This is a genomic window from Paraburkholderia sp. BCC1885 (assembly GCF_900996235.1).
Taxonomy (GTDB): domain Bacteria; phylum Pseudomonadota; class Gammaproteobacteria; order Burkholderiales; family Burkholderiaceae; genus Paraburkholderia.
Map to the genome: position 1 here is coordinate 49,156 of NZ_CAAJGM010000219.1, position 23,587 is coordinate 72,742.

Below are 23,587 nucleotides of genomic sequence, written 5' to 3' on the forward strand. Positions count from 1 at the left end.
CGCCGCGCGGACACCGGCAAAGCACGTATCATGATGCTTTCCAGTCTGCGCGCGGGCATGACAGTCCGCGCGCTTTTCGCTCCCTTCCGGCATGATCGATCATCTCATCTGCGACTGCGACGGCGTGCTCGTCGACAGCGAAGTCATCGCTGACCACGTGCTTCTCGAAACGCTTTCGGCAACCTTCCCCGGTCTCGACTTCAGCAGCGCCGTGAAGACGGCGTTCGGCCAGCAGACCTCGCGTTTTCTCGAAGGCATCGAGACGTCGTTCGGCATCCAACTTCCCGTGGATTTTCTCGAGACGGTCGAGCACAACGTCGAGCTCGCGCTCGGCTCCAGGCTCACCGCCATCGGCGGCGTGCGCGAAGCATTGCAGCGTGTGACGCTGCCGGCGGCGGTCGTGTCGAATAGCCGCATGAAGCGCGTGCAGGCTTCGGTACGGCGGGCGGGATTGCAGCAGATATTCGGCGAGCGGGTTTTTAGCGCCGAGCAGGTGGCACGGCCCAAGCCCTACCCGGATGTCTATCTGTTTGCCGCGCAGCAACTGGGCGTGGATCCGGCACGGTGCCTCGTAGTCGAGGACAGCGTCGCGGGTCTGAACGCGGCGCGCGCGGCCGGCATGAAGACCATCGCCTTCGTCGGCGCAAGTCATATTCCGGATGGCTATGCGGACGCGCTGCGCAAGATGGGCATGACCCGCATCATGGAACATATGGATGAACTGCCCGCGCTCGTCGAAAGCGGCAGGCGCGGGGAATTTGGCGACGTGCAGTCTTGATTAATCAGGCAGGCTCGCAGGCAGACTCGCACGCAAAACCCGCTGGCAACCCGCGCGGGCTTTCGAACCAGGACCGCGCGAGCCCACCCGCGTCACACCTCGCATCACACCTCGCATCACACCTCGCATCACACCTCGTCGACGCAGCACTCCCGCGCGGCCGCCAGCGCCTCGCGGAATTCCACCAGCTCGGCAATCGTCAGCATCGGCAGATTGTGTTGCGCCGCGAAGCGTTCGACATCCGCGCCGCGCGTCATCGTGCCGTCCGCGTTCATCAATTCGCAGAGCACGCCCGCGGGCTTGAGACCGGCCAGCACCGCCAGATCCACCGTGCCTTCCGTGTGGCCACGCCGCGCCAGCACGCCGCCGGGCATTGCGCGCAACGGGAACACGTGGCCGGGGCTGACGATGTCGGTCGGCCGGGCGTTCTCCGCAATTGCGGCGCGAATCGTCGTCACACGGTCCGCTGCGGAAACGCCCGTCGTCACGCCCTCGCGCGCTTCGATCGACACCGTGAACGCCGTGCCATGCCGGCTTTCGTTGTTGACGGCCATCGGCGGCAATTGGAGCGCGCGGATCTTGTCATCGGGCAGGCACAGGCAGACGATGCCGCTGCATTCGCGGATCAGCAGCGCCATTGTCTCGTTGGTGAGACGCTCGGCGGAGACGATCAGATCGGCTTCGTTCTCGCGGTCGTGGTCATCCTGCAGGACGACTGCGCGGCCATCGCGCATGGCTTGCAAGGCGGCGGCGATGCGCGGCGGAACCGCTTCGGTGGCGAGCTGGGGGAGATCGGCGAACGCATCTTCCGCGATCGTCGTAGGGGCAGGAAAAGTAGCAAAGGACATGTGAAACGCTCTCGCAAAAGTTGGGCGAAAAACGTTTCAGGGCATTGCAAACAGGCAGCACTCGCCCCGGCGGACGTTCGAAGGAACGCCCACGCACCGCCCGGAAATGCAGGCAGCGCAACGGGGACCGACATGACTATCTGCACATCTTCTTCCATCCGGACTATGACCGTCGGCTCTGGCATCGCACCAGATCTGCTGACCCCGTGTCGACCACGCAACGTGGTTGCGCAACCGCAATTACGTTACAACGACACGGGCGCTCGCGGGCTCGCCGGCAAGCGCGATTGCGCTGCCTGCATACCGCCGGTGGGGAATTTCACCCCGCCCTGAAGACGCACTGATTGCCGGAATCTCCGGCGGATGAAGCATACAACAGCCACGCCCGGCCTGCAGCGCAGCGGACACGGATTAGACGGACGCCTCTCGCAGCGCGAGGCGCACCGTCGTCAAAGCGGCGTGGCGGCGTGCCGCGCGACGTCGTGCGGGACGTCCCAGCGCGGCGGCGTCTCCGCATTCAGCGTGACGCGAAACGCGCGCGCTTCGGTGTCGCCGGGATTGCGCAGGCTGTGCGGCTGATCGGCGTCGAACACGATTGCATCGCCGGTCGCCAGCAACTGACGCTGATCGTGCACGCTGACTTCCAGCGTGCCCTCGCTCACCACCAGATTGACGGTCGTGCCGGGCGCGCGGCGCACGCCCGGCTCGGTGTGCAAAGGCGCGATGCGCAATTCATGGAATTCGGCGCTCACCGGCTCCGCATCCGGATACAGCGGGCGCGCCGAATAGCGGCCGTTCGAGCTGACCAGACGGGTTGCGCGGTCAGCCGGCAGATGTTCGAAGCCGTTGGTGGCGTGCCGGCGCAAAAACGCCGCCACCGACACCTTCAACGCCGCCGCGACCTTGCACAGCACCTTGATCGACGGCACGCTGCGGGCCGACTCGATCTGCGCCAGCATCGCCCGCGAGACGCCCGAGGCGCGCGCCAGAGCGTCGAGCGAGAGTTGCCGCTCGGCCCGCAGGCGGGCCAGATTGACACCGACCAGATGTTCCAGCGCGTCGAGGGGTTCCGCGGCCCGCGGCCCTTCGTGAGCGTCAATCGCGGGATCGCGAACCAGCGCAAGCGGGGAATGCATGAGTGCCTCCAGTAGCGCCGCCAGATGGCGCGCAAAGGGTTAGTGGAGGCAAGATAGCACCGCGAATCGTTACGCCCAACGAAGTTATCTTCACACTGTTATCAGTATTGCGGAGGACGATTCTGGCAAAGCATTCGCCAATGGCTCATATCGCCTCGCCGACCGTGCCCTTGCGCAGCGGCGCGTCCATCCGCGCCGCCAGCCACGTCAACAGCAGCGCCGCGACCGACACCGCCGCGGCCACCCACGGCAACGCGTCGAGGCCCATGCCGTGACCGATGGCGAGTCCGCCCAGCCAGGCGCCGCCGGCATTGCCGAGGTTGAAAGCGCCGATATTCAGCGTCGAAGCCAGATTCGGTGCAGCAGTCGCCTTTTCGACCACACGCATCTGCAAGGGCGGCACGGTCGCAAACGCGGCGATTCCCCAGACGAAAATCGTCACCGCGGCGGCCACCTGCGAATGGCTGGTGCGCGTGAAAATTGCCATGACGACGGCGAGCGCCAGCAAAATCCCCATCAGCGACGGCATCAGCGCGCGGTCGGCCAGCTTGCCGCCCACCGTGTTGCCGATCGTCAGCCCCACGCCGAACAGCACCAGAATCAGCGTCACGCCGCGCGGCGAGAAGCCGCTCACCTGCTCGAGAATCGGCGCGATGTAGGTGAACACGACGAACACGCCGCCGAAGCCGACAATCGTCATCGCCAGCGCCATCCACACCTGCGGGTCTTTCAGCACGCGGACTTCGTGAGCAAGGCCGGTCGGTCCCGTGTCGTGCCGGTTCGGCACCAGCGCGGCAACGCCCGCCAGCGAGATCACGCCCAGCAGGGCGACGACCCAGAACGCCATGCGCCAGCCGAATTCCTGACCGATGAAGGTGCCAAGCGGCACGCCCAGCACGTTGGCGAGCGTGAGGCCGGTGAACATCAGCGCAATCGCACTGGCGCGCTTTTCCTGCGGCACCAGCGACGCAGCCACCACCGCGCCAATGCCGAAGAACGAGCCGTGCGCGAACGACGTCACGACCCGCGCGATCATCAGCACCGAGTAACCGGACGCCACCGCGCACAGCACATTGCCGACGATAAACACGCCCATCAGCAACTGCAGCGCCAGTTTGCGCGGCATCCTGCTCGTCACGACGGCGAGCAGCGGCGCGCCGACCGCGACGCCCAGCGCGTAGCCGCTCACCAGCAGACCCGCGGACGGAATCGACACCGCCAGGTCGCGCGCGACCTCGGGCAGCAAGCCCATGATGACGAACTCGGTGGTGCCGATGGCAAAAGCGCTAATGGCGAGCGCGAGAAGGGGAATAGGCATCGCAAAACTCCGGTTTTAATCATGAACGTGGCGCCGCGCCGTCACGAATTCGACGACGACACCCGGCGCAAGCGCCACGAATAGTTGCAGTTCCCCGGCCTGCGGCACCTCGGCGAGCTGGTAGTCCACCCGAGCCGCGCGCAGCCGCTGCAGCAGCGCCTGCCATTCGGCGGCGCTTTCGAGCCGGAAAGCGACGTGGTCGATGCGCGGCGCCGCGCGGCCGGCCGAGGCCGGCGCGGTCGAGTCGACCAGATGGATTACCGGCCGCCCCGCTGCATACAGCCAATAGCCACCGATTCCGAACGGCGGACGCGGGCCGTCGACGAGTCCGGCCACATCCACGAAAAAGCGGCGGGCGGCGTCGAGTTCGGCGGTGACGATGGTTGCGTGATCGAGATTCATGGCGCCTGCACGCCGGTGTTGAACGCCGGCCTGGGGATTTTCAGTAGGCGCATTGTCCCGGCTGACCGTCAATTGGATAATTGGCGTGGCGTTTGAATCATTTTCAAATTACTTTTGAATATACCCGGCGAGGGCCGGAACGGGCGGCTCGGCAGGCCGTGGCGCGGCGCCTGTATCAATCTGCGCGCGGCGAAGGGCTATAATATGAGGCTACACTGCGAACGTGCCGCCCCACGCCGCCAGGCTGTCCCCGGCTCCCGCGCCGCGCTTGGTCCGCGCACGTTTTCGCCTCTCTTCACGCTTAACCGCGCCCCCAGATAAACCACTGCGACCGGCGAAATTCGATGACCAAGAAAGTTTATGTAAAGACCCACGGCTGCCAGATGAACGAGTACGACTCCGACAAAATGGTCGACGTACTCGGTGCGGCCGAAGGCCTCGTCAAGACCGATACCCCGGAAGACGCGGACATCATCCTGTTCAATACCTGCTCCGTGCGCGAAAAGGCGCAGGAAAAAGTCTTCTCCGAACTCGGCCGCGCGCGTGAACTGAAGGAAGCGAACCCGAACCTGATTATCGGCGTGGGAGGCTGCGTGGCGAGCCAGGAAGGCGCCGCGATCATCGCCCGCGCGCCTTACGTGGACGTGGTGTTCGGCCCGCAAACCCTGCACCGTCTGCCGCAGATGATCGACCAGCGCCGCTCGAGCGGCCGCGCCCAGGTCGATATCTCGTTTCCGGAAATCGAGAAGTTCGACCATCTGCCGCCGGCGCGCGTCGATGGCCCGAGCGCGTTTGTGTCCATCATGGAAGGCTGCAGCAAGTATTGCAGCTACTGCGTCGTGCCCTACACGCGCGGCGAAGAAGTGTCGCGTCCGCTGGATGACGTGCTGACCGAGATCGCCGGCCTCGCCGACCAGGGCGTGCGCGAAGTGACGCTGCTCGGCCAGAACGTCAACGCCTATCGCGGCGGCCTCACGCTCGGTTCGTCTGAGATTGCGGACTTTGCGACGCTGATCGAATACGTCGCGGATATTCCGGGCATCGAACGGATCCGTTACACCACCTCGCACCCGAAGGAATTCACCCAGCGCCTGATCGACACCTACGCCAAGGTGCCGAAGCTGGTGAGCCATCTGCATCTGCCGGTGCAGCACGGCTCCGACCGCATCCTGATGGCCATGAAGCGTGGCTATACGGTGCTCGAATACAAATCGGTGATCCGCAAGCTGCGCGCGATTCGCCCTGACCTGTCGCTCTCCACCGACATGATCGTCGGCTTCCCCGGCGAGACCGAGGAAGATTTCGACAAGATGATGGCGCTCGTCCACGAGATGCAGTATGACACCAGCTTCTCGTTCATCTACAGCCCGCGGCCCGGCACGCCGGCCGCGAATCTGCACGACGACACGCCGCGCGAAGTGAAGCTCAAACGCCTGCAACATCTGCAGGCTACGATTGAGGAGAACGTCGCCCGCATCAGCGAGTCGATGGTCGGCAAGGTCGAGCGCATTCTGGTCGAACGGCCGGCGCGCAAGGACCCCAACGAACTCGCCGGCCGCACCGAAAACAACCGCGTGGTGAATTTCCCGGTGCCGCCGGCATCGCACGCACGGCTGATCGGCCAGATGGTGGACGTGAAAATCGTGCAGGCGTACCCACATTCGTTACGTGGCGAGCTCGTGATGGTGCACGATCCGATGTACGACGACGCGCCCGCCACCACCCATTAAGCGTACTGAAACCGACAGGATCGATCCTCCGCCTTGAAGACCACTCAGCAGCATCTGGAATTCACCGCACCGCGCGAAGACAACGCGCGGCTCGCCAACCTCTGTGGGCCGCTCGACGAAAACCTGCGGCAGATCGAGCAGGCGCTCGACGTCACGCTGCAACGCCGCGGCCATCGCATCTCGATCCGCGGCCGCGGCGCCAAACTGGCGCTCACCGCGCTCGAAAACTTCTACAACAGCGCGCGCGAGCCGATTTCGGTCGACGACATCCAGCTCGCGCTGGTCGAAGCCCGTCATCCGGCGCGCAAAAGCGCCAACGGCAGCCATGGCACCAATGGCGCGGAAGGCCCGGACGCCCGTTTTCGCCACGATCCGGACCATCCGTTCGACGAACCGGCCGACACCGGCGACGAAGACCTCGAAGCACTCGGTCCGAAGCTGTACACCCGGCGCGCCGACCTGCGCGGCCGCACGCCGGCACAGCGCGAGTATCTGAAGCAGATCATCGCGCACGACGTCACCTTCGGCATTGGGCCGGCGGGTACCGGCAAGACGTATCTGGCGGTGGCCTGCGCCGTGGATGCGCTGGAGCGGGACCAGGTCAAGCGCATCGTGCTGACGCGGCCGGCGGTGGAAGCCGGCGAGCGGCTCGGTTTTCTGCCGGGCGATCTGGCGCAAAAAGTCGACCCGTATCTGCGTCCGCTGTACGACGCGCTGTACGACCTGCTCGGCTTCGACAAAACCGCCAAGATGTTCGAGCGGCAGATGATCGAAATTGCGCCGCTCGCCTACATGCGCGGCCGCACGCTGAATCACGCGTTTATCATTCTGGACGAGGCGCAGAACACCACGCCCGAGCAGATGAAAATGTTCCTGACGCGGATCGGCTTCGGCTCGAAGGCCGTGGTCACCGGTGACACGACCCAGGTCGACTTGCCGCGCGGCCACAAGAGCGGGCTGATCGAAGCGCAGCAGGTGCTGTCGGAAGTGCGCGGCATCGCCATGACGCGCTTTACCAGCGCCGACGTGGTGCGGCATCCGCTGGTGGCGCGCATCGTGGAAGCCTACGACGCGCACTCGCAGAAAAACGCCAATCCGGCCGACGCGCGCTGAGCCGCTGAGATCACCCAGCCCGGCAAAGACACGTCGAGACACGCAACGACAAGAACACGCATGAGCCGCACCCCGAAACTGACGCTGAACCTGCAATTTCCCGCCGCCACGGCGTGGCCGGAGCACAAGGCGATTCTGCCGCGCGCGACGGTCACCGCCTGGATCAAGGCGGCGCTTTTTGCGGACGCGGAACTGACCGTGCGTCTTGTCGACGCAGAGGAAGGCCGCACGCTCAACCGCACCTATCGCGGCAAGGACTATTCGACCAACGTGCTGACGTTCGCCTACGCCGAATCGGAAGACGATCCGGTGACGGGCGACCTGATCCTGTGCTGTCCGGTGGTCGAGAAAGAAGCCGCCGAGCAGGGCAAGCCGCTCGCCGAGCACTACGCGCATCTGCTAGTGCACGGCACGCTGCACGCGCAGGGCTACGATCACGAGGTCGAAGAGGAAGCGCAGGAAATGGAAGCCATCGAAACCGAGATCCTCGCCAGCCTCGGCTTTCCTGACCCTTATCAATAACCTTCACTGATTCATCCAGATTATCGTCAGAGCCAGCGTGAGCACGACTTTCCCCGCCCCCGATCAGGACCGCCCGCCCTGCCCCGGCTACCCGCCGGCGCTCGGCGAATCGCGGCTGCTGACGGACGAGGAACTGCACGCCTCGCTGGAATGGACGCTGCGCGGCTGGGACCGCAAGAGCGACCTGTGGCTGTTCGGCTACGGCTCGCTGATCTGGAACCCCGGCATGCCGACGGTCGAAAACGCCCGCTCCAGGGTGCATGGCTACCACCGCGGGCTGTATCTTTGGTCGCGGGTGAACCGCGGCACGCCGGAACAGCCGGGCCTCGTGCTGGCGCTCGACCGCGGCGGCTCGTGCGCCGGCATCGCGTTCCGGCTCGCCGCCGAGGGCGCGATGCCGCATCTCGAAGCGCTCTGGCGCCGCGAAATGGCGATGGGCTCGTACCGGCCGGCATGGCTGCCGTGCAATCTCAGCGACGGCCGGCGCGTCGATGCACTCGCTTTCGTGATGCGCCGCGACGTGTCGAGTTACACCGGCAAGCTGTCCGACGAGGTCGTGCAGGCGGTGTTCGGCTGTGCCTGCGGACGCTACGGCACGACGCTCGACTATGTCAGCCGCACGGTGGCCGCGCTGCGCGAGAGCGGCATGCCCGACCGCGCGCTCGAGGCGCTGCTGGCGCGCTGCCGCGAAGCCGGCAGCGACGGCGGCTGAGCGGCGACCGAACCGTCCTGTACCCCGCTTTTCGCCGCCATTTTTTGCTCCAATGGGCATCCACGGGCGTTATCCGTTAGGATTGACCCAAGCCCCCGACTCCATGACGTGGCCATCCACTCGCCGGCAAGCCCGGCGGGACACGGTCCTGCCATGTGCGTGGTGTATCCTTAACGCTCTGCAACAGCGCGCCCAGTCTTGCCGGGCGCACCACCATGAACGACACGTATCCCAGTCGACACCGAACTAGCGACAAACCACAGGAAAAACGCTCCCTGCTTGAGCGTCTGACCGACTTCATCTCGCCCGAGCCCGAATCCCGCGGCGAACTTCTGGAAATCCTGCAGGACGCCCACGAGCGCAACCTGATCGACGCGGATTCGCTGTCGATGATCGAAGGGGTTTTTCAGGTCTCCGAACTCTGCGCGCGCGACATCATGGTGCCGCGCGCCCAGATGGACGCGATCAACATTGCCGAAACGCCCGCGGAATTCATTCCGTTCGTGCTGGAAAAAGCGCACTCGCGCTATCCGGTGTACGAAGGCAATCGCGACAACATCATCGGCGTGCTGCTCGCCAAAGACCTGCTGCGCTACTACGCGGAGGAAGAATTCGACGTGCGCGGCATGCTGCGTCCCGCCGTGTTCATCCCCGAGTCCAAGCGCCTGAACGTGCTGCTGCACGACTTTCGCGTGAATCACAATCACATTGCGATCGTCGTCGACGAATACGGCGGCGTCGCCGGCCTGATTACGATTGAAGACGTGCTGGAACAGATCGTCGGCGACATCGAGGACGAATACGATTTCGACGAGGAAAGCGGCAACATCATCGCCTCGCCGGACGGACGCTATCGCGTGCGCGCGCTGACCGAAATCGAGCAGTTCAACGAAGCGTTCGGCACGCACTTTTCGGACGGCGAAGTCGATACGATCGGCGGCCTCGTCACGCATCATTTCGGGCGCGTGCCGCATCGCGGCGAGAAGGTGCGTATCGACGACCTGATCTTCGAGATCCTGCGCGGCGACGCGCGACAGATCCACATGCTGCTGGTGCGCCGCGATCCGCTCGCGGGCCAGCGCGAGCGCGAAGCGCAGCACGTCCAGACCTGAACTCTCCCCTCCCTTTAGAACCGACCGCGCAACAATGGCCGACCCGATCACTTCCCGTCCGCGATCCGGCGTGACGTCCGCCGTCGCGCAAGCAACGGGACGAACGTTGCCGCGCTGGCACTACCTCGTCGCACTCCTCGCGGGCGCGGCGAACACGCTCTCCTTTGCTCCGACGCCGCATGGCGGCTGGCTCGAAGTGGCGATCTTCACGTTTTACTTTGCGTGGCTTACGCGCACGACAGGCTGGAAAAGCGCGGCGCTGACAGGCGGCGCATTCGGCTTCGGCAACTTCGTCACGGGCGTGTGGTGGCTGTACGTCAGCATGCACGATTACGGCGGCATGAGCGCGCCGCTCGCGGGCGCGGCGCTGGTGCTGTTCTCGTTGTATCTCGCGGTCTATCCGGCGCTGGCTGCGGGCGTGTGGTCCTTCTGTGCAGGTCACGCGCAAAGCAGCGCGCTCGACGACAAGCCGTTTTCTCCGACGTGGCACGGCGCGTTTGCCTTTGCCAGTGCATGGGCGGTGGGCGAATGGCTGCGTGGTTATGTGTTCACCGGATTTCCGTGGCTTGCCAGCGGCTACCCGCAGGTGGACGGGCCGCTCGCCGGGTTTGCGCCGGTGGCCGGGGTGTATGGCGTGGGCTGGATGCTGGCGCTGGTCGCCGCGTTGCTCGTGCAGGCGCTGGTGCGTCTGCGTGAGCCTGCAGAAGCGCGCAACGGCGCCACGCTGGCGGCTCGCGTCGCGCCCTCCGCGCTGGTTGCGGTTGCGCTGATCGCCGCCGGCATGCTGTTGCCGCTGGTTGCGTGGACGGTGCCAGCCAACGCGCCGCTCAAAGTGCGCCTGCTGCAAGGCAATGTGAAGCAGGAGATGAAATTCGAGCAGGCCGGCATGGTCGCCGCCATCGACGAATATCAGCAGATGATCACGGCGAAGCCCGCGGATCTGGTGGTGACGCCGGAGACCGCCATTCCCGTCATCATCCAGCAACTGCCTGAGCCGTTCGCTACCGCCGTGCGCAACTTTGCGGATTCGACCGGCACGTCGATTCTGTTCGGCGCGATTGGCGGCACGATTACGCCGGAAGGACGGCTCGTCGACTATACGAATAGCCTGTTCGGCATCACGCCGGGCTCGCACGAGCTGTACCGCTACGACAAGCATCATCTGGTGCCGTTCGGTGAATTCGTGCCGTGGGGTTTCCGCTGGTTTGTGAACCTCATGAATATTCCGCTCGGCGATTTCGCGCGCGGCGCCCCCGTGCAAAAGCCGTTCTTGGTGCACAACCAGCCGGTGTCCGCCGACATCTGCTACGAGGACATTTTCGGCGAGGAGATCGCGGCGTCCATTCGCGAGAGCGATACGCCGGCGGGAGTATTGGTCAACTCGACCAATCTTGCGTGGTTCGGCAACACGATCGCGCTGGACCAGCATCTGCAGATTGCCCGGATGCGCTCGCTCGAAACCGGCCGGCCAATGCTGCGCGCGACCAACACCGGCACCACCGCTGCAATCGATTCACACGGCAACGTCCTGGCGCGGCTCGCGCCTTTTACCGTCGGCGCCATTGACGTCACCGTGCAAGGGACTTCGGGGAATACGCCGTATGTGACGAGTGGGAACAACACCGTGCTGGCGGTTTCGCTGTTCCTGCTCGCGTTTGGGTTTGCGTTCGGGCCTGGCGTGCGGCGACGCAATGCAAAGGGCTAACGCAGCACACTGCCCCCTCCCCAAAAATCCTCCCCTCCCTGCCTTTCCGTTAAAATCTATCGTTTAGCACTTTGCTCCACGGCCGCCTCGCGCGCCCCGGCGCTTCGGCGCGGCCTCCATGCCCGAAAGGCACTTCATGCTCACGTTTCAGCAAATCATCCTGACGCTGCAATCCTATTGGGACAAGCAGGGTTGCGCGCTGCTCCAGCCAATCGATATGGAAGTCGGCGCGGGCACCTCCCACGTCCATACGTTCCTGCGCGCCATCGGCCCGGAACCGTGGCGCGCGGCCTACGTGCAGCCGTCGCGCCGCCCCAAGGACGGCCGCTACGGCGAAAACCCGAACCGTCTGCAGCACTACTACCAATACCAGGTGGTGTTGAAGCCGGCGCCGGAAAACATCCTCGACCTGTACCTCGGCTCGCTCGAAGCGCTCGGCTTCGATCTGAAGCAAAACGACGTGCGTTTCGTGGAAGACGACTGGGAAAACCCGACGCTCGGCGCGTGGGGGCTCGGCTGGGAAGTGTGGCTGAATGGCATGGAAGTCACCCAATTCACCTATTTCCAGCAGGTGGGCGGTCTGGACTGCAAGCCGGTGCTCGGCGAAATCACCTACGGTCTCGAACGTCTTGCCATGTACCTGCAGAAGGTCGAGAACGTCTACGACCTCGTCTGGACGGAATGGGAGGAGCAAGGCCCGAACGGTCCTGAGATGCGCCGCCTGTCCTACGGTGACGTGTATCACCAGAACGAAGTCGAGCAGTCCACTTACAACTTCGAATACGCCAACACCGAACTGCTGTTCTCGATGTTCAACAGCTACGAAGCCGAAGCCAAACGCATGATGGAAGTGCCGCTCGCGCTGCCGGCCTATGAACTGGTGCTGAAGGCCGGCCATACGTTCAATCTGCTGGATGCGCGCGGCGCGATCTCCGTCACGGAGCGCGCGGCTTATATCGGCCGGATTCGTAACCTGTCGCGCCAGGTGGCGCAGGCTTACTACGAATCGCGCGAGAAGCTCGGCTTCCCGATGCTCGGCAATCCGGTCCACGGTGTGCCCGGCCTCACGACCGACGAACAGGACGCCGCGATGCCCGCCTGGGCGCCGCCGCTCAAAGTCGAACGCAAGATCGACCCGGACTGACGAGAACACGAACAGATGACTCATCCCCAACACGCCACCCTCCTCGTCGAACTGCTGACCGAGGAATTGCCGCCCAAGGCGCTCGCGCGTCTCGGCGACGCGTTCGCCGAAGGTATCGCCCAGCACCTCGCGGCGCGCGACCTGATCGAAGGCGAACTGTCGTTCGAACGCTACGCCACGCCGCGCCGTCTCGCGGTCACCATCAAGAATGTGCGCAACGTCGCGCCGGAAAAGCACGTGCGCGAAAAAGTGCTGCCGGTTTCCGTCGCGCTGGACAAAGACGGCCAGCCCACCGCGCCGCTCGCCAAGAAACTCGCGGCGCTCGGCTTCCCTGACTTCCAGGTGAGCGACCTCGAACGCGCCTCCGACGGCAAGACCGACGCCTTCTTTCTGCGCTACGCCGCACCCGGCGCGACGCTCGCCGAAGGCCTGCAAGCCGCGCTCGACGAAACGCTGAAGGTCGCGAAGCTGCCGATTCCGAAGGTCATGACGTACCAGCGTCCGGACGGCACCAATATCCAGTTCGTGCGTCCGGCGCAGCGTCTGACCGCCTTGCACGGCGAACAGATCGTGCCGGTCAGCGCGCTCGGCATCGACGCTGACGACACCACGCTCGGCCATCGCTTCCTCTCCGAAGGCTTCGTGCAGATCCAGCACGCCGACAGCTACGCTGAAACGCTGCGCCACAAGGGCCGTGTGGTGGCGAGCTTCGCGGACCGCAAGGAAGCCATCCGCACGCAACTGCTCGCGCAGGCCGAGGGCGACCAGGTGGTGATGCCCGAGGCGCTGCTCGACGAAGTGACGTCGCTGGTCGAATGGCCGGTGGTGTACACCTGCCGTTTCGAGGACGAGTTCCTGCAAGTGCCGCAGGAATGCCTGATCCTGACCATGCAGACGAACCAGAAGTATTTCGCACTCACCGACGCCGCCGGCAAGCTGCGCTCGCGCTTCCTGATCGTTTCGAACATCGAAACCGCGACGCCGGGCGATATCGTCGAGGGTAACGAGCGTGTGGTGCGTCCGCGTCTCGCCGACGCGAAGTTCTTCTTCGAGCAGGATAAAAAGAAGCCGCTCGCCGAACGCGTGCCGCTGCTCGCCAACGTCGTGTATCACAACAAGCTCGGCTCGGCGCTGCAACGCGTCGAACGCGTCGAAGCCCTGGCGGGGGCAATTGCCGCGCTGCTGGGCGCGGATGTCGCGCTCGCCAAACGCGCCGCCCGGCTCGCCAAGGCCGACCTGATCACCGACATGGTCGGCGAATTCCCCGAGCTGCAAGGCACCATGGGCACGTACTACGCGCGTCACGACGGCGAGCCCGAAGAAGTTGCGCTGGCCTGCACGGAACACTATCAGCCGCGCTTCTCCGGCGATGCGTTGCCGGCCACCGCAACCGGCACCGTCGTCGCGCTGGCCGACAAGCTCGAAACGCTGGTCGGCATCTGGGGCATCGGTCTGCAACCGACGGGCGAAAAAGATCCGTTCGCGCTGCGCCGTCACGCGCTCGGCGTGCTGCGGATTCTCGTCGAAAAGCAGTTGCCGGTCGATCTCGTCGAGCTGTTGCGCAGCGCATACGCGCAATTTGCCGCCGTAGCGGGCGTCGCCGATTCGACCCAGGCCATCTACGATTTCTGCATGGACCGTCTGCGCGGCCTGCTGCGCGAGCGGGGCTATTCCGCCGGTGAAATCGACGCCGTGCTGGCGCTCAACCCCACGCGTCTGAACGACATCGTGGCGCGTCTCGATGCCGTGCGCGAGTTCTCGTCACTCAGCGAAGCGGCCTCGCTCGCGGCGGCGAACAAGCGCATTTCGAACATCCTGAAGAAGTCGGACGGCGCGGCGGTGGGCGGCGTACAACCCAGCCTGCTGATCGAAGCCGCGGAAAAAGCGCTCTACGCCCAGCTTGAACAGGTGGCGCCGCGCGTGCAGTCGCAATTGGCCGCGCGCGACTACACCGGCGCGCTGACCGCGCTCGCCGCGCTGCGCGAACCGGTCGACACCTTCTTCAACGACGTGATGGTCAACGCCGAAGATCCGGCGTTGCGCGCGAACCGTCTGGCCTTGCTCGGCGCACTGCATCAGCAGATGAACTGCGTCGCGGACATCTCCAGGCTCGCCGCGTAAATCACCCAAAATCAGCGACTCGAACAGACGCCCAACACAACCGACGAACCATGCCGACACCTCCCAAAAAAGTCGTTGTCCTCGACCGCGACGGCGTGATCAACGTCGATTCCGAGGCGTTTATCAAGTCCCCGGACGAATGGGTCGCGCTGCCCGGCGCGCTCGAAGCGATTGCCCGGCTGAATCAGGCCGGCTATCGCGTCGCGATTGCGACGAACCAGTCGGGTATCGGCCGGGGCCTGTTCGACATGAACGCGCTCAACGCGATGCATCTGAAGATGCATCGCATGGTCGCGGCCGTCGGCGGCCGTATCGACGCGGTGTTTTTCTGCCCGCATACGGCGGAAGATCACTGCGAGTGCCGCAAGCCGAAACCCGGCATGCTGAAGATGATCATCGAGCGCTTCGAAGCAGACCCGGACCTGACACCGGTGGTAGGCGATTCGCTGCGCGACCTGCAGGCCGGCGCGGCGCTCGGTTTTCCGACCCATCTGGTGCTGACCGGCAAAGGTCGCAAGACGCTCGCCGCAGGCGGACTGCCGGAAGGCACCAAGGTCCACGACGACTTGCGCGCCTTCGCGCTCGACTTCCTCTCCACCGAACACGTCTGACGTGACCTGCGCGCGTCCTTAACCCTCACCCTGCCCGTCCGATGCGCTTTCTCCGTTCGCTGTTGCTGCTGATCTACCTGGTCGTCTACACGGTCCCCTATGCGATCGCCTGCTTCCTCGCCTTCCCGTTCATGCGTGCCGAGCGCCGCTACTGGATGGCGGCCGGCTGGTGCCGCTCCACGCTCGCCGTGGTTCGCTGGCTTAACGGCATCGAGTACCGCATCGAAGGCTACGAGAATCTGCCTGACGGGCCGGCCGTGTTGCTGTCGAAGCATCAGTCCGCCTGGGAGACGCTGGCGTTCCCCGCCTTGATGCCGCGCCCGCTCTGCTACGTGTTCAAGCGCGAATTGCTGTACGTGCCGTTTTTCGGCTGGGCGCTTGGTCTGCTGAAGATGGTCAACATCAACCGCAAGGACGGCAAGTACGCGTTCGAGTCCGTGATCCGGCAAGGCAAGACGCGCATGGAAGAAGGCGCCTGGGTCATCATGTTTCCGGAAGGCACGCGCACACGTACCGGCACACAAGGCAAGTACAAAACCGGCGGCGCGCGCTTCGCGGTGGCGACCGGTGCGCCAGTGGTGCCGATTGCGCACAACGCGGGACGTGTGTGGCCTCGCAACTCGTTTCTCAAATATGCGGGTATAGTCACAGTGTCGATCGGCAAGCCGATCGACACGAATGGGCTCACACCCGATGAAGTGAACACGCGCGTCGAAACGTGGATCGAAGCGGAAATGCGTCGCATCGATCCTGCCGCGTACCGTGCCGCGGATAGCACGACCGCCGCCGCCCGAATCTGACGCGCCCACGCCTACGATGGCGTATTTGAGTCGGCGCGGATTGCGTCGACGCGTATTGCGCGAAGCCGAAACCGATGCAGAAGTCTCCCACGCCGCAGCCCGCTGTGGCGCTCGATAGCCGGCAACTCGATCTGCCGCTCTTCGCCGAGCCGGCCATTGCGCCGTCCCCGCCGTCTTCGTCGCAGAAGCCGGATGCGCCACGCGCGCCCGACGGCTCGAAACTGCGCAGCCTGACACTCGGCGCGCAGACCCTGCACTACCAGCTCAAACGTTCGTCGCGCCGCTCGATCGGCTTTGCGATCGACAGCAGTGGTTTGATGATCACCGCACCACGTTGGGTCACGCTGGCGGACATCGAAACCGCTATCAGCGAAAAGCAGCGCTGGATTTTCACCAAGCTGATCGAATGGCAAACGCGCGTCGAACAACGTGCGTTGCCGCGTGTCGAGTGGAAGGACGGCGCCCAGGTGCCATATCTCGGCCAGCCCGTGCGCGTGACGCTCGGCGCACCGCAAGGCACGCTCGCATTCGATGCACAGCAGGCGGCGCTGGCGCTGCCATTGCCGCTACAGGCTGACCCACAGCAGATCAAGGATCGCGTGCAAGGCTGGTTGCAAGGCGAAGCGAAGCGCGTGTTCGGCGAGCGCCTCGTGATTTACGCGGAAAAGCTGGGCGTGAGTTATCGCGCTTACGCGCTGTCGTCAGCGGCGACGCGATGGGGCAGTTGTTCGAGCGACGGCAAGATCCGCCTCAACTGGCGGCTGATTCACTTCCCGCTGTCGATTATCGATTACGTCGTCGCGCATGAACTCGCGCATCTGCGTGAGATGAATCACAGCCCGCGTTTCTGGGAGACGGTCGAATCGATCTTTCCGGAATTCCGCGAAGCGCGCCAGACGCTCAAGCATCATCCGCCGGAGTTGTTGCCTACCTTGTGAGAGTGAAGCGCGGCGCGCGTGCTCGGCTCAGGCGGGCCTGGAAACGCGTTGCGTCGCTCACTTCGGGTCCGAGCAGAACGTCTCCTGCAAATGCCGCCAACGCACCGTACCGTGCGCATCGAGTTCCAGCACCGCCGTGGAGCGCCGCACGTTGCGGTTGTGCTCGCCGTCCGACTGCCGTTCGATGTACGTCACGACCGCACCGCCCGGATATTGGGTGAGGATCGTGCTATCCGTGATCTGGATTTTGAAGTCCGGCCGCGCGCCGCCGTACTGGGAAAAAATCTCGCGCAGCATCGGCCAATCCAAGGTTCCGCCGTCCGGCAGGATCATCGAAAATTGCGCCGCAAAATGCGCCATCAGATGATCGAGCGCGCCCGCCGGCGCCGTGCCGTTGTACCAGGCTTGCACCTCGGCGTTGACGGCCTGAATTTCCGCGAAATAGGGATTTGCGTCGCTCATCGTCGATGCCCGTGATTGCCGTCCTGCCGCGCCCCGTCCTGCCGCACCATCGGGCAACGGACGCGCCGTCAAGGAGCCGGCGCGCCGCCCGCGCGGATTATTTCTTCTTCTGGATGAATTCGATCTTGTAACCGTCCGGATCGGTCACGAATGCGATCACCGTGGTGCCGTGCTTCATCGGGCCCGCTTCGCGCACGACCGTGCCGCCTTGTTCCTTGATCTTGGCGCAAGCCGCGTAAGCATCGTCGACTTCGACCGCGAGGTGGCCGAAAGCATTACCCAGGTCATACGATTCGGTGTCCCAGTTGTGGGTCAGCTCGATGACGGTGCCCTCGCTCTCATCCTCATAGCCGACGAACGCGAGCGTGAACTTGCCTTCCGGGTAGTCATTGCGGCGTAGCACTTTCATGCCGAGCAATTCGGTGTAGAACTTGATGGAACGGTCCAGGTTGCCCACCCGGAGCATGGTGTGTAGAAGGCGCATCGTGTACTCCCCGTTGCTTGATGTCGAGGACGTAAATGTACCCGGAATCGCGTGACATTGCTGGCATTCGGGCAGCCTGGCATGAGCCGCCCGATACCGCGATGGTCGCAGAGATCGCCGCCGTCACGCCTTCGCGACAGCCTCGTCGCGCAACACGCGCCGCAATATCTTGCCGACGTTGGTCTTCGGCAACTCGGCACGAAATTCGATGACCTTGGGCCGCTTGTAGTTAGTCAGCTGTTCCTTGCAGAAAGCGAACAGTTCCGCTTCGGCGAGCGCCGGGTCGCGCTTCACGACGAACAGCTTGACGGCTTCGCCCGTCTGCTCGTCCGGCACGCCTACCGCGACGACTTCGAACACGCCCGGATGTTTTGCCACCACGTCTTCGATTTCATTCGGATAGACGTTGAAGCCCGACACCAGGATCATGTCCTTCTTCCGATCGACGATCTTCACGAAGCCGGCCTCGTTCACCAGTCCGATATCGCCCGATTTGAAGAAGCCGTCTGCGGTCATGGCGCGCGCGGTTTCGTCGGGACGATTCCAGTAACCGGCCATCACCTGCGGCCCGCGAATGCAGATCTCGCCCGCCTCGCCGACGGGCAGCTCGCGGCCGGCGTCGTCGCGGATCGATATTTCCGTGGACGGCAGCGGCAGTCCGACCGTGCCGTTAAAAGCGGTCGCAGTGGGCGGATTGGTGGTCGCGCACGGCGAGGTCTCCGACAACCCGTAGCCTTCGACAATCGGCACGCCCGTCACCGCCTGCCAGCGCTGCGCGACGGCCTGCTGCACCGCCATTCCGCCACCCGTGCTCTGCACGAGCTTCGAGAAATCGAGCGTGGCGAAAGCCGGGTCGTTCAGCAGCGCGTTATACATCGTGTTCACGCCTGGAAACGAATTGATTGCGTGACCGCGTAACGCTTCGATCATGCCGGAAAGGTCGCGCGGATTCGGAATCAGGATGCCCATGCCGCCGCAACGCATCGACAGCAGCGCGCAGACCGTCAATCCGAAAATGTGATAAAGCGGCAATGCGACGACGGTGATGTACTGGACGATGTCGGTGCGATCGCGATAGACCGGCTCGCGCCACAGTTCCGATTGAATGATGTTGGCGACGAGGTTGCGATGCAATAGCGTCGCGCCCTTCGACACGCCGGTGGTGCCGCCGGTGTATTGCAGCACCGCCACGTCGTTCGCGGAAATCCGCGCGGGCGTGAAGCCCGATTCGGCGCCACGCGCGATGGCGTCCCCGAGACTCACGCGCGAATGCGATGCACTGCCGGCGGACATAGCGTCGTCGGGCAGAAACAGGCTTGCGCCCATCATCTCGCCCACGGACGTCATCACGACATGCCGCACCGCCGTGCGCGCCTGCACGGTGTGCAAGGTGGCGGCAAAGGTGTCGAGTATGACGATCGCCTCGGCGCCGCTATCGTTTAGCTGATGCTCGAGTTCACGCGGCGTATAAAGCGGATTCACGTTTACGACGACATACCCGGCCCGCAAGATCGCCGCCATTGCAACCGGATACTGCAGCAGGTTCGGCAACATGATGGCGATGCGCGCGCCGCGCGCGAGACCTTGCGCCTGGAACCAGGCGGCGAGATGGCGCGATTTATTGTCCAGCTCCGCGTAGGTAAGCTCGCAGCCCATGCAGATAAACGCACGCGCCGCGGCATGCTCGCGGAAACTACGCTCAAGCAGATCCGCAACCGAGTCAAACTGCGTCGGGTCGATTTCCGCCGGCACACCTGGCGGATAAGACTTCAACCAGATTTTTTCCATGTCCTCATCTCCTCCTTGTGCGGGGTTGGCCGCGTCTATCGGCTGGCGAGCGCTGGCATGCGCCGCATCGGCCGGTCGAAGCTGTCGAAGAACACCCTCAGCTTTTCAAACGCCCCGCGTTCCAGCTTGATCGCACCGCTTTCGAGTTTGGCGGGCAACTGTCCTGCGACGTCGCGCAGAAGTCCGTACAAGGTCGCCGTATCGAGCGCCAGTTGCAGCGTGTGATCCGCGCTCGCAGGTGCGCCCTCATGAACCTGCAACACGCCGCGGCGCAGTTCGAGCGCGTAAGTTTCGTCCCGGTCCGTAATACGGAATACTAATGTTTCGTGCAGATCGACACAACGCGCCGGGTCGATGCACACGCTAAAGCGCTGGAACACATTGCGCAACGGCTGCGCGCGCAAGACGTCGCTGGACGCCAGGCTCGCGCTGCCCGCAAAGGGCAGATCGTCGTAGGCGCGTTCGAGTTCGCGCGCCGCGCTGAGGTACCAGTTGCGCCAGTTGGTGTTCTCGGTGCGATAGCCCAGTTCGCGCAACGCCTCCGCCTTGATCTTGCGGGCATCGGTGTCGTCGAGGTCGAGCCGTACCAGCAGCGTCGACAGTTCCGCGGCCCAGCGCCAGTCGGCGTCGCCCAACGCCACGCGGGCGGCGGCGCGCACCGTCTGCGTGCCGCCCATCATCGCCACCGTGCGGCGCGCGCGCTCGGTACGCGGCAACGGATCGAGCGAGGCCGGATCGCCGTCGAACCAGCCGAGCTGTCCAGAATACACCTGCCGCACCGAGTGCTTGACCGTGCCGTAGTATTCGCCGAGCCACGCGTGTTGCGCGAGATGCGGCGGCAAGGCGGGAATCGCCTCCGCGAGTTCGTCCGGCGTCATGCCGAAGTTCATGTGACGGATGGTCTGGTCGTGAATGAACTGGATGGCATCGCGATACACCGTCAGCACGTCCGCCACCGCCGCCGCGCCTGACACTGGCCGGCCATGCGCCGGCACCATGTGGGTGGCATTGAAGCCGCGCATCATGTCGATGGTCTGATACCAGCGCACCGGATCGCGATAACGCGTGCCGCGCAGCGTGTGGACGTTGGCGAGGCACTCGCCCTGGATCACTTCCGCCGACAGCAGCACGCCGAGATCCGGCAGCCACATCACGATCTCGTCGTCCGCCTCGGATGGCGCGTAGCGAAACTGGAAGCGCACGCCGGCCAGTTCGATATCGAGCGCGTCGTCGAACACACGGGTGGGCGCAAAAAAGCTCGCCGGCTCGGCGATCAGCACCGGCCCGATGCCCGCGTTGACCTTACCCGTCGGGCCCGGCTGCAACAACGTGCCGAAGCTGTAGGCGGAGCGGGTGGCGAGAATCGGCGCGACCAGATTGGCGTTGTTGATGACCGTATCCATCAACGTGCGATGCGCGATGATCTCGATGCGCCCCGCTTCGAGCGCGGCCTCGTCGACGAAAGCGCGTACGCCGCCGGTGTGATCCGTGTGGTTGTGCGTATAGACCACCGCCTTCACCGGCAATTCGGCATGGAGCGGATCGATGGCGCAAAAGTCTTCGTAGATCCGCTTTGCCGCCGACACCGCTTCGGTCGCATCCACCACCACGATGCCGTCGTCGCCCACCACGAAGATGATGTTGGCAATCGCATAACCCACCGCGCAATACACGCGCTCGGCGACGCGGTAAATGCGCTGCGCCATGCGGCGCGAATGTTCGGTAAGCCGTGGCGGCACGGTCGGCGCGGCAACGGCGTAGGCGAGATTGACGCCGGCATCGAAGGCGACGTCGAGCGGCTCGCCCACGTGAGGCGCGTCGAAAGCGGGATTGCGAAGAGTCGCGGGGCAACAACGGGTCATTCGATATCTCCTCGGATAAAGCTGGCCATATCTGCGGATGGCCGTCTCTCATAAATCGGAAACGGAATTCTGGTTCCGTTTTTTACACAAAAAAATCAGCCGCCGGGCAGCCCGAGGTTGCGGCGAAACGCCGTTTGCAGCCACGGCCGCAAACGCCGGCTCGCCAGCGACAACGGCCCCGGATCGTTCAGGATGCTGTTCACCAGCAGGCCATTGATCATCTGCACCGACGCGCGCACTTCGAAGTCGAGCGCCGCCTGTGAAGCGGACGCGCCACGCACCGCAAGCAGCGCGTCGACAAGACGTGGCGCCAGCAATGCCAGCACCTCGCGATTGGCCTCCTTGGCGGCATCCCAGTTCGGCTTGAGTTGCGAAGAGCGCAACAGCGACGCGTGATAGAGCCCGCGATTGCGCCGGAACACCAGCACGTAGAACGCCACCATGGCGTCGGCGAGCGCGCTGGCGTCATTGGACCGCCACACCGGGTCGCGCTCGAGCATCTCGCGCACGTACACAAGGCCCTCGGCCATCACCCGGTCCTGGACCACTTCGAAGAAGGCGTCCTTGTTGTCGAAACGACGGTAGAACGCGCCGATCGAAGTGCCCGCGCGTTCGACGATATCGTTGATGGACAGATCGTCGAGATTGCCGCTCGCCTCGATCAATTCGCGGCCGGCTTGCAGCATCTTCGCAAGACCGACCTGGCTGCGGGTCTGACGCGGTGCCGCGAGGGCAAAGGATTCGCGCTTGCGCGCTGGCGTGCTGGTCATGCGGCTTTCGACATCATGTCAAGGAGAGGCAAGGCAGACGACTGAACCGCCTTAAACCGGAATCTGGATTCCGAATCGTCGTGGATCGGGCTGGCTTTGTCAACCGCACTCAGGGTAAGTCCTGAACCGGCACGTCGGCGTGCAAGCCGTGCTGCGCGGCGCGGTTGGCCTCATCCATGATCTGCTCGGCGAGCTCCAGTGCGGCGCTGGCCGCGGGCGACAGCGTGCGCTCCGCCAGATAGACGAGCGCGAATTCGAGACTCAGCCGCGGCGGATTCTTCAATGCGATGCGAGCGAGCCGCCGCGTTTCGAGATCGCGCCGCACCGCCGAGCCGGTGGCGAACAATACCGCGTCTGTCTGCGCCACCACGTCCTTCAGCACCGCCACATCGTTGCACTCGACCTGTAGCGGAATCTGTTCGTGAGCGCGGTATTTCAGCAGACGATGCAGAGCATCCTTCATAAACGCGGGCAGCGTCACCGACACCAGTGGAAACTCGCGCAAGGTGGCAAGCGGCACGACCCCGCGCGCCAGCAGCGGATGTCCGGGCCGCACGAACCAGCCGCCATCATGGCGCGGCAGGCGCTGCATGGCGACATCCGGCGTCACGGGCGGCACGCGCCGGTCGGTCACCAGAAAGTCGATCTGTTCAGCGCGCAATTTGCCCAGCAGCGCGTCGCCTTCGCCGAGTTCGATCGAGACCTTGATCTTCGGAAAGCGCCGCGAAAACTCCACCAGCAAATCCGGCAACAGCACGACCGCCGGATAAGGCCCGAGCCCGATACGGACCTCGCCCAGTTCATGTGCCTTGAGCAATTCGACATCGCGAAACAGACAGCGCGTCTCGAACAGCACGCGCCGCGCCCGTTCGACCAGCAGCCGGCCGGCCGCCGTCATCGCCACCCCGCGCGCGGCACGGTCGAACAGCTTCATGCCCAATTCTTCTTCCAGCGCCTGAATGCTGCGGCTCAGCGCGGGCTGGCTCAGATGCACGCGCTCGGCGGCGCGCGCGAAGCTGCCCTCTTCGGCAAGCGCAATCAGGTGGGTCAGCCGGCGTGAATTGATCTCATGCATGTTTTGCAAGGTTCCGATAAGCAGATTGCACTTGAATAATTCGTTTATACCACCTCAAATGGGCAAATATTTCAGATGCCAGCCGTGTGTCCATCCGGCCGGCATCGCGACCGCATCGGCCGCACCATACAGAATCAGGAGACAGAGCTTGCTCAT

At 64.3% G+C, this 23,587-nt stretch carries 22 protein-coding genes and 1 riboswitch; of the genes, 12 read left to right on the top strand and 10 right to left on the bottom strand.

Annotated elements, in window-relative coordinates; translation table 11 throughout:
- Positions 1-91: 91 nt before the first annotated feature.
- Positions 92-778 (top strand): HAD family hydrolase, encoded by a 687-nt coding sequence (locus FQ755_RS24845; RefSeq protein WP_144157662.1) that lies wholly within the window; start codon positions 92-94, stop codon positions 776-778.
- 128 nt (positions 779-906) lie between these two features.
- Here the strand turns inward: FQ755_RS24845 and ribB are convergent, their stop codons facing one another.
- The 4 genes from ribB to FQ755_RS24865 all read right to left on the bottom strand — a co-directional run bounded on the left by ribB (position 907) and on the right by FQ755_RS24865 (position 4,482).
- Positions 907-1,626 carry a 3,4-dihydroxy-2-butanone-4-phosphate synthase gene (ribB, locus tag FQ755_RS24850; protein ID WP_144157663.1) on the bottom strand — a complete coding sequence of 240 codons (720 nt, stop codon included), beginning with the start codon at positions 1,624-1,626 and terminating at the stop codon, positions 907-909.
- 142 nt (positions 1,627-1,768) lie between these two features.
- A riboswitch (FMN riboswitch) is annotated at positions 1,769-1,967 on the bottom strand.
- A 108-nt stretch (positions 1,968-2,075) separates the two neighbouring features.
- On the bottom strand, positions 2,076-2,762 hold the full coding sequence (locus FQ755_RS24855) for a helix-turn-helix domain-containing protein (protein ID WP_144157664.1): 687 nt from the start codon (positions 2,760-2,762) through the stop codon (positions 2,076-2,078).
- Positions 2,763-2,907: 145 nt separating this feature from the next.
- Complete coding sequence (locus tag FQ755_RS24860) at positions 2,908-4,080, bottom strand: MFS transporter (protein WP_144157665.1); 1,173 nt, start codon at positions 4,078-4,080, stop codon at positions 2,908-2,910.
- Between the two features lie 15 nt (positions 4,081-4,095).
- The gene (locus tag FQ755_RS24865) at positions 4,096-4,482 is read right to left on the bottom strand and encodes an extradiol dioxygenase (protein ID WP_144157666.1); all 387 of its coding nucleotides are present in this window, start codon (positions 4,480-4,482) and stop codon (positions 4,096-4,098) included.
- Positions 4,483-4,826: 344 nt separating this feature from the next.
- On the opposite strand from FQ755_RS24865, the gene miaB reads away from it, so the two are divergent.
- The 11 genes from miaB (at position 4,827) to FQ755_RS24920 (ending at position 16,990) form a co-directional block, all read left to right on the top strand.
- Complete coding sequence (gene miaB / locus FQ755_RS24870; protein WP_144157667.1) at positions 4,827-6,212, top strand: tRNA (N6-isopentenyl adenosine(37)-C2)-methylthiotransferase MiaB; 1,386 nt, start codon at positions 4,827-4,829, stop codon at positions 6,210-6,212.
- Positions 6,213-6,245: 33 nt separating this feature from the next.
- On the top strand, positions 6,246-7,325 hold the full coding sequence (locus tag FQ755_RS24875) for a PhoH family protein (RefSeq protein WP_144157668.1): 1,080 nt from the start codon (positions 6,246-6,248) through the stop codon (positions 7,323-7,325).
- A gap of 60 nt (positions 7,326-7,385) precedes the next feature.
- Positions 7,386-7,847, top strand: a complete 462-nt coding sequence (gene ybeY, locus FQ755_RS24880) for an rRNA maturation RNase YbeY (protein ID WP_144157669.1) — start codon at positions 7,386-7,388, stop codon at positions 7,845-7,847.
- A 37-nt stretch (positions 7,848-7,884) separates the two neighbouring features.
- The gene (locus tag FQ755_RS24885; protein ID WP_144157670.1) at positions 7,885-8,559 is read left to right on the top strand and encodes a gamma-glutamylcyclotransferase; all 675 of its coding nucleotides are present in this window, start codon (positions 7,885-7,887) and stop codon (positions 8,557-8,559) included.
- Positions 8,560-8,774: 215 nt separating this feature from the next.
- On the top strand, positions 8,775-9,671 hold the full coding sequence (locus tag FQ755_RS24890) for an HlyC/CorC family transporter (RefSeq protein ID WP_144157671.1): 897 nt from the start codon (positions 8,775-8,777) through the stop codon (positions 9,669-9,671).
- Positions 9,672-9,705: 34 nt separating this feature from the next.
- Positions 9,706-11,376, top strand: coding sequence for an apolipoprotein N-acyltransferase (gene lnt, locus FQ755_RS24895; protein WP_144157672.1), 1,671 nt, complete (start codon positions 9,706-9,708; stop codon positions 11,374-11,376).
- A gap of 136 nt (positions 11,377-11,512) precedes the next feature.
- A complete protein-coding gene (glyQ, locus tag FQ755_RS24900) occupies positions 11,513-12,520 on the top strand; it encodes a glycine--tRNA ligase subunit alpha (RefSeq protein WP_144157917.1) in 1,008 nt (335 codons plus the stop codon).
- Positions 12,521-12,535: 15 nt separating this feature from the next.
- Positions 12,536-14,641, top strand: coding sequence for a glycine--tRNA ligase subunit beta (gene glyS / locus FQ755_RS24905; protein ID WP_144157673.1), 2,106 nt, complete (start codon positions 12,536-12,538; stop codon positions 14,639-14,641).
- Positions 14,642-14,691: 50 nt separating this feature from the next.
- On the top strand, positions 14,692-15,252 hold the full coding sequence (gmhB, locus tag FQ755_RS24910) for a D-glycero-beta-D-manno-heptose 1,7-bisphosphate 7-phosphatase (RefSeq protein WP_144157674.1): 561 nt from the start codon (positions 14,692-14,694) through the stop codon (positions 15,250-15,252).
- Positions 15,253-15,293: 41 nt separating this feature from the next.
- Positions 15,294-16,052, top strand: coding sequence for a lysophospholipid acyltransferase family protein (locus FQ755_RS24915; protein WP_144157675.1), 759 nt, complete (start codon positions 15,294-15,296; stop codon positions 16,050-16,052).
- Positions 16,053-16,126: 74 nt separating this feature from the next.
- Positions 16,127-16,990, top strand: a complete 864-nt coding sequence (locus tag FQ755_RS24920) for a M48 family metallopeptidase (protein ID WP_144157676.1) — start codon at positions 16,127-16,129, stop codon at positions 16,988-16,990.
- A gap of 57 nt (positions 16,991-17,047) precedes the next feature.
- Here FQ755_RS24920 and FQ755_RS24925 read toward each other — a convergent pair whose 3' ends face one another.
- The 6 genes from FQ755_RS24925 to FQ755_RS24950 form a co-directional block, all read right to left on the bottom strand.
- Complete coding sequence (locus FQ755_RS24925; protein WP_144157677.1) at positions 17,048-17,452, bottom strand: nuclear transport factor 2 family protein; 405 nt, start codon at positions 17,450-17,452, stop codon at positions 17,048-17,050.
- Positions 17,453-17,549: 97 nt separating this feature from the next.
- Positions 17,550-17,936 carry a lactoylglutathione lyase gene (gloA, locus tag FQ755_RS24930; RefSeq protein WP_144157678.1) on the bottom strand — a complete coding sequence of 129 codons (387 nt, stop codon included), beginning with the start codon at positions 17,934-17,936 and terminating at the stop codon, positions 17,550-17,552.
- A 123-nt stretch (positions 17,937-18,059) separates the two neighbouring features.
- On the bottom strand, positions 18,060-19,724 hold the full coding sequence (locus FQ755_RS24935) for a long-chain-fatty-acid--CoA ligase (protein WP_144157679.1): 1,665 nt from the start codon (positions 19,722-19,724) through the stop codon (positions 18,060-18,062).
- Positions 19,725-19,759: 35 nt separating this feature from the next.
- The gene (locus tag FQ755_RS24940; RefSeq protein ID WP_144157680.1) at positions 19,760-21,586 is read right to left on the bottom strand and encodes an alkyl sulfatase dimerization domain-containing protein; all 1,827 of its coding nucleotides are present in this window, start codon (positions 21,584-21,586) and stop codon (positions 19,760-19,762) included.
- Positions 21,587-21,681: 95 nt separating this feature from the next.
- Entirely contained in the window at positions 21,682-22,356 is a 675-nt protein-coding gene (locus FQ755_RS24945) for a TetR/AcrR family transcriptional regulator (RefSeq protein ID WP_144157681.1), read from the bottom strand.
- A gap of 109 nt (positions 22,357-22,465) precedes the next feature.
- Entirely contained in the window at positions 22,466-23,431 is a 966-nt protein-coding gene (locus tag FQ755_RS24950; RefSeq protein ID WP_260858852.1) for a LysR family transcriptional regulator, read from the bottom strand.
- Between the last annotated feature and the right edge of the window lie 156 nt (positions 23,432-23,587).

Bases quoted from the DNA above. Each gene is read 5' to 3' on its own strand.
- FQ755_RS24940 (WP_144157680.1), bottom strand. From the start codon at position 21,586: ATGACCCGTTGTTGCCCCGCGACTCTTCGCAATCCCGCTTTCGACGCG.
- gloA (WP_144157678.1), bottom strand. From the start codon at position 17,936: ATGCGCCTTCTACACACCATGCTCCGGGTGGGCAACCTGGACCGTTCC.
- FQ755_RS24935 (WP_144157679.1), bottom strand. From the start codon at position 19,724: ATGGAAAAAATCTGGTTGAAGTCTTATCCGCCAGGTGTGCCGGCGGAA.
- ribB (WP_144157663.1), bottom strand. From the start codon at position 1,626: ATGTCCTTTGCTACTTTTCCTGCCCCTACGACGATCGCGGAAGATGCG.
- gmhB (WP_144157674.1), top strand. From the start codon at position 14,692: ATGCCGACACCTCCCAAAAAAGTCGTTGTCCTCGACCGCGACGGCGTG.
- FQ755_RS24845 (WP_144157662.1), top strand. From the start codon at position 92: ATGATCGATCATCTCATCTGCGACTGCGACGGCGTGCTCGTCGACAGC.
- ybeY (WP_144157669.1), top strand. From the start codon at position 7,386: ATGAGCCGCACCCCGAAACTGACGCTGAACCTGCAATTTCCCGCCGCC.
- FQ755_RS24915 (WP_144157675.1), top strand. From the start codon at position 15,294: ATGCGCTTTCTCCGTTCGCTGTTGCTGCTGATCTACCTGGTCGTCTAC.
- FQ755_RS24950 (WP_260858852.1), bottom strand. From the start codon at position 23,431: ATGCATGAGATCAATTCACGCCGGCTGACCCACCTGATTGCGCTTGCC.
- FQ755_RS24855 (WP_144157664.1), bottom strand. From the start codon at position 2,762: ATGCATTCCCCGCTTGCGCTGGTTCGCGATCCCGCGATTGACGCTCAC.
- FQ755_RS24920 (WP_144157676.1), top strand. From the start codon at position 16,127: ATGCAGAAGTCTCCCACGCCGCAGCCCGCTGTGGCGCTCGATAGCCGG.
- miaB (WP_144157667.1), top strand. From the start codon at position 4,827: ATGACCAAGAAAGTTTATGTAAAGACCCACGGCTGCCAGATGAACGAG.
- FQ755_RS24865 (WP_144157666.1), bottom strand. From the start codon at position 4,482: ATGAATCTCGATCACGCAACCATCGTCACCGCCGAACTCGACGCCGCC.
- glyS (WP_144157673.1), top strand. From the start codon at position 12,536: ATGACTCATCCCCAACACGCCACCCTCCTCGTCGAACTGCTGACCGAG.
- lnt (WP_144157672.1), top strand. From the start codon at position 9,706: ATGGCCGACCCGATCACTTCCCGTCCGCGATCCGGCGTGACGTCCGCC.
- glyQ (WP_144157917.1), top strand. From the start codon at position 11,513: ATGCTCACGTTTCAGCAAATCATCCTGACGCTGCAATCCTATTGGGAC.
- FQ755_RS24890 (WP_144157671.1), top strand. From the start codon at position 8,775: ATGAACGACACGTATCCCAGTCGACACCGAACTAGCGACAAACCACAG.
- FQ755_RS24945 (WP_144157681.1), bottom strand. From the start codon at position 22,356: ATGACCAGCACGCCAGCGCGCAAGCGCGAATCCTTTGCCCTCGCGGCA.
- FQ755_RS24925 (WP_144157677.1), bottom strand. From the start codon at position 17,452: ATGAGCGACGCAAATCCCTATTTCGCGGAAATTCAGGCCGTCAACGCC.
- FQ755_RS24860 (WP_144157665.1), bottom strand. From the start codon at position 4,080: ATGCCTATTCCCCTTCTCGCGCTCGCCATTAGCGCTTTTGCCATCGGC.